The sequence below is a fragment of the Rhodoferax sp. MLSD5-FHT05B10 genome (assembly GCF_058793415.1).
On record NZ_JBXAFT010000007.1, the window covers coordinates 215,286 to 225,968 of the forward strand.

At 64.8% G+C, this 10,683-nt stretch carries 14 protein-coding genes; 9 read left to right on the forward strand and 5 right to left on the reverse strand.

All coding sequences use genetic code 11. The features are described from left to right. Positions 1-155 precede the first annotated feature (155 nt). From rplM to erpA, 5 genes are all read left to right on the forward strand, one after another. Positions 156-584, forward strand: a complete 429-nt coding sequence (rplM, locus tag AC1Q5W_RS13245; protein ID WP_492645076.1) for a 50S ribosomal protein L13 — start codon at positions 156-158, stop codon at positions 582-584. A gap of 11 nt (positions 585-595) precedes the next feature. After that, a complete protein-coding gene (rpsI, locus tag AC1Q5W_RS13250) occupies positions 596-988 on the forward strand; it encodes a 30S ribosomal protein S9 (RefSeq protein ID WP_492645077.1) in 393 nt (130 codons plus the stop codon). Between the two features lie 70 nt (positions 989-1,058). Next, on the forward strand, positions 1,059-1,787 hold the full coding sequence (locus AC1Q5W_RS13255; protein ID WP_492645078.1) for a DUF6776 family protein: 729 nt from the start codon (positions 1,059-1,061) through the stop codon (positions 1,785-1,787). 19 nt (positions 1,788-1,806) lie between these two features. After that, positions 1,807-2,205, forward strand: a complete 399-nt coding sequence (locus AC1Q5W_RS13260; protein ID WP_492645079.1) for a bactofilin family protein — start codon at positions 1,807-1,809, stop codon at positions 2,203-2,205. 60 nt (positions 2,206-2,265) lie between these two features. Further along, positions 2,266-2,631 (forward strand): iron-sulfur cluster insertion protein ErpA, encoded by a 366-nt coding sequence (erpA, locus tag AC1Q5W_RS13265; RefSeq protein ID WP_492645080.1) that lies wholly within the window; start codon positions 2,266-2,268, stop codon positions 2,629-2,631. Between the two features lie 21 nt (positions 2,632-2,652). On the opposite strand, the gene AC1Q5W_RS13270 is transcribed toward erpA, so the two are convergent. Continuing rightward, on the reverse strand, positions 2,653-3,765 hold the full coding sequence (locus tag AC1Q5W_RS13270; RefSeq protein WP_492645081.1) for an anhydro-N-acetylmuramic acid kinase: 1,113 nt from the start codon (positions 3,763-3,765) through the stop codon (positions 2,653-2,655). A 22-nt stretch (positions 3,766-3,787) separates the two neighbouring features. Next, a complete protein-coding gene (locus tag AC1Q5W_RS13275) occupies positions 3,788-5,173 on the reverse strand; it encodes a peptidoglycan DD-metalloendopeptidase family protein (protein ID WP_492645082.1) in 1,386 nt (461 codons plus the stop codon). 156 nt (positions 5,174-5,329) lie between these two features. On the opposite strand from AC1Q5W_RS13275, the gene tyrS reads away from it, so the two are divergent. Then, positions 5,330-6,574, forward strand: a complete 1,245-nt coding sequence (tyrS, locus tag AC1Q5W_RS13280) for a tyrosine--tRNA ligase (protein WP_492645083.1) — start codon at positions 5,330-5,332, stop codon at positions 6,572-6,574. Positions 6,575-6,578: 4 nt separating this feature from the next. Continuing rightward, a complete protein-coding gene (gene dtd / locus AC1Q5W_RS13285) occupies positions 6,579-7,043 on the forward strand; it encodes a D-aminoacyl-tRNA deacylase (RefSeq protein ID WP_492645084.1) in 465 nt (154 codons plus the stop codon). Between the two features lie 54 nt (positions 7,044-7,097). Here dtd and ybeY read toward each other — a convergent pair whose 3' ends face one another. Next, a complete protein-coding gene (gene ybeY, locus AC1Q5W_RS13290) occupies positions 7,098-7,544 on the reverse strand; it encodes an rRNA maturation RNase YbeY (protein WP_492645085.1) in 447 nt (148 codons plus the stop codon). Then, positions 7,544-8,557, reverse strand: coding sequence for a PhoH family protein (locus AC1Q5W_RS13295; protein WP_492645086.1), 1,014 nt, complete (start codon positions 8,555-8,557; stop codon positions 7,544-7,546). The genes ybeY and AC1Q5W_RS13295 overlap by 1 nt, the downstream gene beginning before the upstream one ends. A gap of 74 nt (positions 8,558-8,631) precedes the next feature. Between AC1Q5W_RS13295 and ruvA the strand changes: the two genes are divergently transcribed. Beyond that, positions 8,632-9,204 carry a Holliday junction branch migration protein RuvA gene (gene ruvA, locus AC1Q5W_RS13300; RefSeq protein ID WP_492645087.1) on the forward strand — a complete coding sequence of 191 codons (573 nt, stop codon included), beginning with the start codon at positions 8,632-8,634 and terminating at the stop codon, positions 9,202-9,204. A 33-nt stretch (positions 9,205-9,237) separates the two neighbouring features. After that, the gene (locus tag AC1Q5W_RS13305; protein ID WP_492645088.1) at positions 9,238-9,798 is read left to right on the forward strand and encodes a CcdC protein domain-containing protein; all 561 of its coding nucleotides are present in this window, start codon (positions 9,238-9,240) and stop codon (positions 9,796-9,798) included. 10 nt (positions 9,799-9,808) lie between these two features. Here the strand turns inward: AC1Q5W_RS13305 and AC1Q5W_RS13310 are convergent. Continuing rightward, on the reverse strand, positions 9,809-10,683 hold an 875-nt coding region (locus AC1Q5W_RS13310), incomplete at its 5' end, for a carbonic anhydrase (protein ID WP_492704204.1).

Consider the following 10,683-nt stretch of genomic DNA (forward strand, 5'->3'; position numbering starts at 1 on the left):
GGTGGCCAAAAAGCACCGGGTTTTGTATAATGGCAGGCTCCGCAGCGATTTTGTGGCTCCGCGGCGGAGTTTATTTCCCCACCTAAGAGATTCCCATCAGAGGAACGCCGACCGTGGAAAAGAGCCCAGCAAACCTTCTTTTCAAGAGAAAACTCATGACAACTTTCAGCGCAAAACCCGCTGAGGTCGTGCACGAGTGGTTTGTGATTGACGCGACCGACAAGGTCCTCGGACGAGTAGCCAGCGAAGTTGCTCTCCGTTTGCGCGGCAAACACAAGGCCATTTACACGCCTCACGTCGATACCGGTGACTTCATCGTCATCATCAACGCAGCCCAGCTGCGCGTCACAGGGGCCAAGTCCCTGGACAAGGTGTACTACCGCCACTCCGGTTATCCCGGCGGTATCACAGCCACGAACTTCCGCGACATGCAATCCAAGCATCCTGGCCGCGCCTTGGAAAAGGCCGTCAAGGGCATGCTGCCCAAGGGTCCCCTGGGCTACGCCATGATCAAGAAGCTCAAGGTGTACGGTGGTGCCGAGCACCCGCACACTGCCCAGCAACCCAAAGTGTTGGAAATCTAAGGAGCTATCTGATGATTGGTGAATGGAACAATGGCACCGGCCGTCGCAAATCCAGCGTCGCCCGTGTGTTTCTGAAAAAAGGCTCCGGCCAAATCGTGGTGAACGGCAAGGACATCCAGAAGTTCTTCGGCCGCGAAACCTCGATCATGATCTGCAAGCAGCCCCTGGTGCTGACCAACCACGCCGAAACCTTTGACATCATGGTCAATGTGGCCGGTGGCGGCGAGTCGGGTCAGGCTGGTGCCGTGCGCCACGGCATCACCCGTGCCCTGATCGATTACGATGCGACACTCAAGTCCGAGTTGAGCAAAGCCGGCTTTGTGACGCGTGATGCGCGCGAAGTCGAGCGCAAGAAGGTCGGCTTCCACGGCGCCCGTCGCCGCAAGCAGTTCTCCAAGCGCTAATCGGGTTCGTACACCGAATCAAGACCGCCCCGGCTATGCTTGGGCGGTTTTTTTATTGGAGGAGCAATTCATGCGTTTCCGGCTGTTACGCCGCCGCCTCACCATTAGCGCTCCGCGCATGGCCGTGCGCAGCGCCTTGCCCTGGCCTTTCCGCTGGATCATCCTGGCCGTTGTGCTGGGGTTTTGCTCCGCCATCGGCTTGTGGGCCTTCGAGTTTGGCAAGAACATTGCCGGGCTGGAGAAGGGCTCCCGGGAGGAGCTGACCCGTTTGCACGTCGAGCTGGCGGCAGCGCAGGCCGAACTGGCCAGCGTGAAGGACGAGCGGGACAAGGCGCAGTCCGTTGCCAATACCGCGGACACCCTGGTGACGGCCGAGCGCGCTTCGCACGAGCGGCTGTTGGCGCAGGCCAAGCAGCTGGAGGCCGACAACCGCTCCCTGCGGGATGACCTCGGATTTTTCGAGAAACTGATCCCGGCCGTCGGTGGCGGGGGCATCGCCATCCGCGGTCTTCAGGCCGAACTGCAGAACGGCACCCAGGTAAAATGGCAGGTGCTGGTGATCCAGTCCAATAAGAACGCGCCGGAGTTCAATGGGCGGCTGGAGTTGTCGTTTTCGGGTACCGTCAACGGCAAACCCTGGGCAGCAACGCTACCTGAGGGCGCACTGACCCTCAAAGTCAAGCAGTATGGCCGCGTGGAGGGGGTATTTGAATTACCCGCCCAGGCGGTGGTGAAGGGTGTTTCCGCCAAGGTGTTGGATGGTTCGGTTGTGAAAACCACCCAATCCATCAAGTTGTAATAACTCGACGAGGTTCATGATGTTCAACAAGAAAAAGCAGCCCCCCATCCGCAGCCTGATTGCCGACGGCAGCCAGATTACCGGAAACATTGCCTTTACCGATGGCCTACGGGTTGACGGCAACGTGGGAGGGAACATTCAGGCTGCGTACGACGCTCCCAGCCTGCTGGTGATCTCGGAAACGGCCAGCATTGTGGGGGAAGTCGTTGCGGACCACATCATCATCAACGGCAGCATCACGGGGCCGGTCCATGCCCGCCGGATGCTGGAGTTGCAGCCCAAGGCGCGCATTGAGGGCGATGTGCAGTATGCCGCCATTGAAATGCACCAGGGCGCCCTCATAACAGGTCGGTTGCTGCCCATTCTGGATGTGGAAGAGGAAAAGCCCACACTGAAACTGGCGGCAAATAACCAGTAACAGAATTCCCGAGCGAATTGCTGTAGTATTGTTTTCCTTATTGATTTGTTGGAGTCATCCATGAGTGCCGTAGCTGAAAATGTCCCTACCGAAATGCCCGATCCGATCCTGTTTACCGACAGTGCGGCGGCCAAGGTGGCGGACCTGATCGCGGAAGAGGGCAACCCGGATCTCAAGTTGCGCGTGTTCGTGCAGGGCGGGGGCTGCTCCGGTTTCCAGTACGGATTCACGTTTGATGAAATCACCAACGACGACGACACCACGATGACCAAGAACGGCGTGTCCTTGCTGATCGACGCCATGAGCTTCCAGTACCTGGTCGGCGCGGAGATTGACTACAAGGAAGACCTGCAGGGTGCGCAGTTCGTCATCAAGAACCCCGGTGCGTCCAGCACCTGCGGTTGCGGGTCGTCGTTCTCGACCTGACCGTGCGTGGGCCCTGCGGCCTTACGCAGGGTAGATTGCACCAAGAACACGGGCGCCTCGGGCGCCCGTGACGCTTGGGACGCTGGCGGCTTGGCGCGCGATGGCCTGGCGTGCCAGCCAGGCAAAGGCCGTGGCCTCGACCTGCAGGGGCGGCAGGCCAGCCGTGGCGGACGACACCACCGGGCATGCCGGCACCGCCGCCTGCAAGCGGCTCATCAGGTGCCGGTTCAGGGCACCACCACCACAGACAATGAGTTCGGTGCAGGCCGGGCTGGCCTGCAGCAGGCTGCGGGCGCAGGTCAGCGCGGTCAATTCCGTCAGGGTGGCCTGCACGTCCTGGGGCGGCACATCTTCCAGCCCCGCCCGTTTCTCGGTCAGCCAGGGCATGTTGAACAGGTCCCGGCCAGTGCTCTTGGGCGGCGGCTTGGCAAAGAAGGGTTCCTGCAGCAGGCGGTTGAGCAATGCTCCATGGACCTGTCCCTGCGCCGCCCAGCGGCCTTCGGAATCAAATGGCTGGCCGGTATGGGCCAGGCACCAGGCGTCCATCAGCGCGTTGCCCGGGCCGCAGTCGAAACCGGCCAGCGGGCCTGCGTGGGGGTCCAGGATCGTGATGTTGGAAATGCCACCCACGTTGAGCACGGCCCGGATCTGGTCGGTGCGCCCGAAGAAGGCCTGGTGGAACGGGGGCACCAGGGGGGCTCCCTGACCGCCTGCGGCGACGTCGCGGCTGCGGAAGTCGGCCACCACGTCAATGCCGCACTGTTCGGCCAGCAGGGCCGGGTTGTTGAGCTGCAGGGTGTAGCCGGTGCCGTCAAACTCCTGGGGCCGGTGGCGCACCGTTTGCCCGTGGGCGCCCACGGCGCGTACCGCAGAGGCCGCCACGCCGCATTGCAGCAGCAGCTGGCGAACCTGCTCGGCATAGACCCGCGCCAGGCCATTGGCGGCCAGGGCCGCGCGGTGCAACTCGTTGGTGGTGGGGGTGTTCAGGGCCAGCAGTTCAGCCTTGAGGTCGGCTGGCAAGGGGGCGCTGCAATGGCCCAGTACCGTTGGGTATTGGCTGGAGAAATCGGCCAGCACCGCATCCACGCCGTCCAGCGACGTGCCGGACATGAGGCCGATGTACAAATCGGTCATGGGGAGGCCCGGCGGGCGCGGATTACTGCGCGTTGCCTGGCAGCATCTGCGCGGCGGCGACCAGTTGTTCGCGCACCAGTGCTGCGGCCTTGTTAAACAGGGGCTTGGCGGAGGCGGAGACCGGCACCGACTCGCTCTGGCGGGCGATGACCATGGGGTCTTGCTGCTTGCCGTCCACCCGGAACTCAAAGTGCAGGTGGGGGCCGGTGGCCCAGCCGGAGGAGCCCACCAGCCCGATGGTCTGGCCCTGGCTGACGTTCTGGCCCCGTTTCACGTTGATCTTGCTCAGGTGGGCGTACACCGTTTCATGGTTGTTGCGGTGCTTGATGAACACCACGTTGCCATAGCCATTCTGCACGCCGGCAAATTCCACCACGCCATCGCCGACGGTGCGTGCCGGGGTGCCGGTGGTGGCGGCGAAATCGGTTCCCAGGTGGGCGCGCCACTGTTTCAGGATGGGGTGAAAGCGCATGGCGAAACCGCTGCTGACGCGGGAGAACTCCACCGGCGAGCTCAGGTAGGCGCGGCGCAGGCTTTGCCCGTCCAAGTTGTAGTAGCTGCCCTTGGTGAGGGAGTGGGTGGCGCCGGATGCCACGCTGGTTGCGGGCTCCTGGAACCACATGGCCTGGTGGGCCTTGCCGGCGTTGACGAACTCGGCGCTCAGGACCCGTCCGGCACGCAAGGGTTCACCGTCGCCTTCCAGGGTCTCGTACACCACGGAAAAACGGTCACCCTTGCGCAGGGAGCGGCGGAAATCGATGTCACCCGAGAAAATTTCGGCCAGCTGGATGGCAATGGCGTCCGGAATGCGGGCATCGTCCGTTGCGGCAAACAGCGAGGACGTGATGATGCCGCTGGCCAGACGGGACGAAACCGTCATGGGCAACGTTTCCACGCGCGAAACGAATCCCTGGGCGGTCTTCTCCACGGTCAGGCGCTTGAACATGCCGTCGTCTTCCGGGCTCCAGCGGGCGCTGAGGGTCAGCAGGCCGTGGGTTTCGCTGGCTTCTGCGGTGACGTTGCGCCCGCCACGGCCCAGCAGCGCGCGCTGCACGTTGGCGTCGGAGCGGAGAAACGCGGCGGCCTGGGCATCAAACACCCCCAGGCGCTTGAGCAGGGTGTCGGCCGTGTCGGTGGAGCGGGTCACATCCGAGCGGTACAGCCGCATGGCCTGGGTCTGCAGGGCATCGTTCTGGGGCTGCAGCGGCAGGGGGTCGACGTTTTCCACCACGGCGTGCACGGGCAGGTCGGACGCATCGGGGGCCAGGGAAGCCACGGCAAACGTGGCGCCCGTGCCACCCAGCAGCAGGGCGGTGGAGACAGCAATCAGGTGGCGGGGGTAGCGCTTGACGAGCTGGGCGGCGGAGGCAACAAGTGCGTCGGCGGCCTGCATCAGTTCGTGTTTCAAAATAGGGGCTCCGTTGGGGGTGGGGCGGCGCCTGAAGGCGCAAGGCCCCGGACTGCGATCGGGGCCGACTAAAATTCAGCCGCTGGCTTCCAAACGTCGCAGAAGAGGTCAGGCAGTATAACTGCCTCCTGCACCCCGGCATCGAGAAAAACCCTTATGAATCAAGCCTCAAGCTCTCCGTTTGTTGTAACAGATCGTGTTCGTGAAGCGCTGGCCGTGTCCCTGCGCGGCTGCGATGAACTCATTCCGCAGGACGAATGGATCAAAAAACTGGCCCGATCCGAGGCCACTGGCAAGCCCTTGCGCATCAAGCTGGGGCTGGACCCCACGGCGCCGGACATCCACATCGGACACACCGTGGTGCTCAACAAGATGCGCCAGCTGCAGGATCTGGGGCATACGGTGATCTTCCTGATCGGCGACTTCACCACCATGATCGGCGACCCCTCGGGGCGCAACAGCACCCGGCCGCCGCTCAACCGGGAGCAGATCGAGGCCAACGCCAAGACCTATTACAAGCAGGCCAGCCTGGTACTGGACCCCGCCAAGACCGAAATCCGCTACAACAGCGAGTGGTGCGACCCGCTGGGTGCGCGCGGCATGATCCAGCTGGCCAGCCGCTACACCGTGGCCCGGATGATGGAGCGCAACGATTTCCACGACCGGTTCAAGGCCGGGCAAAGCATCAGCGTGCACGAATTTCTCTACCCCCTGATGCAGGGCTACGACAGCGTGGCGCTGCACAGCGACCTGGAGCTGGGCGGCACCGACCAGAAGTTCAACCTGCTGGTGGGGCGCCAGTTGCAGGTGGAATACGGCCAGGAGCCGCAGTGCATCCTGACCATGCCCCTGCTCGAAGGTCTGGACGGCGTGGAGAAGATGTCCAAGAGCAAGAACAACTACATCGGCATCTCCGAGGATGCCAACACCATGTTTGCCAAGGTGCTGAGCATTTCCGACGTGCTGATGTGGAAGTGGTACACGCTGCTGAGTTTCCAGTCTGAGGCCGGCATTGCCGCGCTGAAGGCTGAGGTGGAGGGCGGGCGCAACCCCAAGGACGCCAAGGTGGCGCTGGCCAAGGAAATCACGGCGCGGTTCCATTCCGCCGCCGCAGCCGATGCGGCCGAGCAGGACTTCATCAACCGCAGCAAGGGCGGTGTGCCCGACGAGATTGCCGAGTTGAGCCTGCCGCTGGGCGAGGGCGGCGCGGCGGTGGGCATCGGGGCTCTGCTGAAGTCGGCCGGACTGGCCGCCTCCAGCGGCGAGGGCAACCGCCTGATCGACGGTGGCGGTGTGCGCGTGGACAGCAGCGTGGTCAGCGACAAGGGCCTCAAGCTGGGCGCCGGCACCTATGTGCTGCAGGTGGGCAAGCGCAAGTTCGCCCGCGTGACCCTGGCCTGAGCCCATGCAGGCGCTGCTGCAGCGGGTGCGCCGGGCCCGGGTCGTTGTCGACGGCCAGACCGTGGGCGAGATCGGGCAGGGCCTCTTGGTGCTGTTGTGCGCCGAACAGGGCGACACCGAAGCGCAGGCCGACAAGCTGCTGGCCAAGCTGCTCAAGCTGCGCATCTTCAGTGACGCCCAGGGCAAGATGAACCTCAGCGTGCAGGACCTGGATGGCCAGGGCACGCCGGGCGGCCTGCTCATCGTCAGCCAATTCACCCTGGCGGCCGACACCACCGGCGGCAACCGCCCCAGCTTCAAGAACGCCGCGGCACCTGACGAAGGCCGGCGTCTGTACGACTACTGCGTGGCCCGGGCGCGTGCGGCGCACCCCGTGGTGCAGACCGGCGTGTTTGCGGCTGACATGCAGGTGGAGCTGGTCAATGACGGCCCGGTGACGATCCCGATGCGGGTGGCGCCGACGGCCTGATTGCTATCAATACAGGAGCTGTTTGCGCAGGTCGCATAAGGCCTGCTGGCAATTTTAATAGGGATTTTTGTATCCCAGGCGCGCCATGATCTCGGTCTCGCGCAGCTCCATCACCTGGGCATCTTCGTCCAGGTCGTGGTCCCAGCCTTGCGCGTGCAGCGCGCCGTGCACGATCAGGTGGGCGTAGTGCTCTTCCAGCGTTTTCTTCTGTTCCTTGGCTTCCTTGGCCACCACGGGGGCGCACAGTACCAGGTCGGCGGTGATCACAGGCTCCTGGGTGTAATCGAAGGTCAGCACGTTGGTGGCGTAGTCCTTCTGGCGGTAGTCGCGGTTCAGCGTCTGGCCTTCTTCGGCGTCCACGATGCGCACCGTGATTTCGCCATCGACTTCCAGCGTGTGGCGAATCCAGCGCGCCACCTTGTGGCGCGGCAGTGCGGCGCGGTGTTTTTCAGCGTCCTTGAATTTGCCGAATTGCAGGGAGAGGGTGAGTTCTGGCAGCATCAGCGGGCCTTGGGTGTGCGGGTTTTGGGCAGGTTGACGCGGGGCAGCTCGGGCTCCGTTTCGGGGATGGCGATGGCGGGCAGGTCGCTGACGCGGGCGGCGTCATAGGCGTCCACCACGCGCGCCACCAGCGGGTGGCGCACGATGTCGGCGCTGGTGAGGTGGGTGATGGCAATGCCGCTCACCCGGCGCAGCACGCGCTCGGCATCCACCAGCCCACTGAGCTGGGCCTTGGGCAGGTCGATCTGGGTCAGGTCGCCGGTGATCACCGCCTTGGCGCCAAAGCCGATGCGAGTGAGGAACATCTTCATCTGCTCGGGCGTGGTGTTCTGCGCTTCGTCCAGGATGACAAAGGCGTTGTTCAATGTGCGCCCGCGCATGAAACCCAGTGGGGCGATTTCGAGTTGCTGGCGCTCGAAGGCCTTGTGCACCTGGTCGAAGCCCATCAGGTCGTAGAGCGCGTCGTACAGCGGGCGCAGGTAGGGGTCCACCTTCTGGTTCAGGTCGCCGGGCAGAAAGCCCAGGCGTTCGCCGGCCTCCACCGCCGGGCGGGTCAGGATGATGCGCTGCACCGCGCTACGCTGCAGAGCGTCCACGGCGGCGGCCACCGCCAGGTAGGTCTTGCCGGTGCCGGCCGGGCCGATGCCGAAGGTGATGTCGTGCTCGGCGATGTTGTCCAGGTAGCGTGCCTGGTTCTTGCTGCGCGGTTTCAGGTCGGCGCGGCGTGTGGCCAGGCTGGGGCCCCCGCTGTCGTCGGCCGATCCGTCCCCCGCGAGCATGAGCTGCACCGTGGCCGGGCTGATGGGCTTGGCCGCCATCTCGTACAGGGCTTGCAGCATGTCCATGCCGCGCTGGGCCCGGGCCTTGGGGCCTTCCACCTTGAACTGCTCGTGCCGGTGGGCAATGCGCACCTCCAGTGCGGCCTCAATGGTGCGCAAATGCTCGTCGGTGGGGCCGCACAGGTGCGACAGGCGGGTGTTGTTGAGCGGAGAAAAAAGGTGTCGGAGGATCAAGCTGATAATTCCAGTGGGCAGGCCATACGGCCCCCAATGATAGGCAACAAACGGCAATTAACCCAGGGCACACGATGATCGGCAAACTCACAGGCACTTTGAGCGACAAAAATCCCCCCCAGATCATCGTGGACTGTGGCGGCGTGGGCTACGAGGTGCAGGTGCCCATGAGCACTTTCTACAACCTGCCGGCCAGCGGCGAGAAAGTGTCGCTGCTCACCCATTTCGTGGTGCGCGAGGACGCGCAGATTCTGTACGGCTTTGCTACGGCGGGGGAGCGGGACGCCTTTCGCGAACTCATCAAGATCTCGGGTGTGGGGCCGCGCACGGCCCTGTCGGTGCTCTCGGGCATGAGCGTGGGGGAGCTGGCGCAGGCCGTCACGCTGCAGGAAGCCGGGCGGCTGGTCAAGGTGCCGGGTATTGGCAAGAAGACGGCCGAACGCTTGTTGCTGGAGCTCAAGGGCAAGCTGGGGGCCGACATCGGGCCGTCGGCGGCCGTGGCCAACGACGCCCAGGCCGACATCCTGCAGGCCCTGCTGGCGCTGGGTTACAGCGACAAGGAAGCCGCTGCCGCGCTCAAGGCCCTGCCGGCCGACGTGGGGGTGAGCGACGGCATCAAGCTGGCCCTGCGCGCCCTGGCCAAATAAGGCGCACCACCCGTTTGCGTGAAGGCCTGAGCCATGCCCGCACCCTCGTTATCCACCGTCACCCTGATGGTTTTGCTGCCCCTGCTGGTGTGGCGCGTGCAGGCGCGGTTTCGCCGGATGGTGGGGCGCCAGCGGCTGTCCCGCATCCGCCCCTGGATCACCCTGGTGCTGTTCCCGTTGCTGGTGGGGCTGTATGCGCTGGCCGCCCGGACCCAACCGGTGCTGCTGGCGTGGCTGGCCGGGGGCCTGCTGGCGGGGGCGGTGCTGGCGCGGTACGGCCTGCACCGGACGCAGTTTGAACCTACCCGACAGGGCCTGTTCTATACGCCCAACGCGCACCTTGGAATTGCGCTGTCGCTGCTGTTCGTGGGGCGCATCCTGTACCGGCTGGTGGAGGTTTACGTGCTGGCGGCCGCGCCAACCTGGGAGTGGAGCGGTTTTGTACGCAGCCCCCTGACGCTGGTTGTCTTTGGCGTTCTGGCGGGCTATTACATCGCTTACGCCTTGGGCCTGGTCCGGTGGCGGGCCCGCGTTCTGCGCGCCAAGCGTGCACGCGAGGCCCTTGCCGCGCCCGGGGAGCGGGCCGAGCGCTAGCGGTGGATTCCTATTGCGCGTCACGCACGGGGCGCCCGTTGACCGGCTGCACCGGACGGGCGTTGTTGGCGTAGAGCTGCGTGAAGAGTCGTAACTGTGCCGGGCTGACGGTCATGGGCTGCTTGAGCACCATCCACAGCACGCCTTCCGTGCAGGGTGGCGTGGTCAGCGAGCCCATGTACTGGTAGTAGCGCTGGTCGGTCGGCAGCAGCTCGCTCAGGTTCAGCAGGCCCGCCGGTATGCGCACGCGGTCGCCGGTGTCCAGCGGCATGTAGGTCCAGACCGTGTCCACCAGTGTGTTGGGTTCGCCGGCTACCAGCTGCACCGCCACCACGGCCAGCTGGCCCTCGGCGTTCTGGTGCACCAGGTGGACGACCATGTCCGCACGCCGGCCGTTGACCACTTCTTCTGCCGGGGCGTGGAAGTGGAACTGCCGCAGCTGGTAGCTGGAGCCGCGCACTTGCAGGGTGTTGTCCCCCTGCACGTCGACCTGAATGGTATGGCCGTTGTTCACCACGGTGCCGGTGCTGGGCGTGTAGCCAAACTGCAGCGCTTCGGCAGGGCCCTGCAGGCTGGCGCTGTCCTCAATGGCAATGGGCGACTGGCGCAAGCCGTAGGCGCACAGCTTGAACGCCGGGTTGAGCCGGGCCCAGACCTGGGGTCCCTCTGCGCCTTCGTAGCTCCAGTGCGCTTCACCGGTGTGGGCGCTACCCGGTGCCGCAGTGATGACGACCTCTTCGGCTTCCGCGGGCGCCGCAGGATGCTCGCCCAGCGCCGCCGCACGGGCGCGCAGGTACTGGGCGCTCTGCCGCGTGGCGCCACTGGCGGTCGGGCGCGGGCTGGGCGCTTCGGCGCTGGGTGCCGTGGCCCCGGGCTTGCCCTCGT

Excerpts from the sequence above, each read along its gene's own strand:
- rplM (WP_492645076.1), top strand. The coding sequence starts at position 156 with ATGACAACTTTCAGCGCAAAACCCGCTGAGGTCGTGCACGAGTGGTTT.
- rpsI (WP_492645077.1), top strand. The coding sequence starts at position 596 with ATGATTGGTGAATGGAACAATGGCACCGGCCGTCGCAAATCCAGCGTC.
- AC1Q5W_RS13255 (WP_492645078.1), top strand. The coding sequence starts at position 1,059 with ATGCGTTTCCGGCTGTTACGCCGCCGCCTCACCATTAGCGCTCCGCGC.
- AC1Q5W_RS13260 (WP_492645079.1), top strand. The coding sequence starts at position 1,807 with ATGTTCAACAAGAAAAAGCAGCCCCCCATCCGCAGCCTGATTGCCGAC.
- erpA (WP_492645080.1), top strand. The coding sequence starts at position 2,266 with ATGAGTGCCGTAGCTGAAAATGTCCCTACCGAAATGCCCGATCCGATC.
- AC1Q5W_RS13270 (WP_492645081.1), bottom strand. The coding sequence starts at position 3,765 with ATGACCGATTTGTACATCGGCCTCATGTCCGGCACGTCGCTGGACGGC.
- tyrS (WP_492645083.1), top strand. The coding sequence starts at position 5,330 with ATGAATCAAGCCTCAAGCTCTCCGTTTGTTGTAACAGATCGTGTTCGT.
- dtd (WP_492645084.1), top strand. The coding sequence starts at position 6,579 with ATGCAGGCGCTGCTGCAGCGGGTGCGCCGGGCCCGGGTCGTTGTCGAC.
- ybeY (WP_492645085.1), bottom strand. The coding sequence starts at position 7,544 with ATGCTGCCAGAACTCACCCTCTCCCTGCAATTCGGCAAATTCAAGGAC.
- ruvA (WP_492645087.1), top strand. The coding sequence starts at position 8,632 with ATGATCGGCAAACTCACAGGCACTTTGAGCGACAAAAATCCCCCCCAG.
- AC1Q5W_RS13305 (WP_492645088.1), top strand. The coding sequence starts at position 9,238 with ATGCCCGCACCCTCGTTATCCACCGTCACCCTGATGGTTTTGCTGCCC.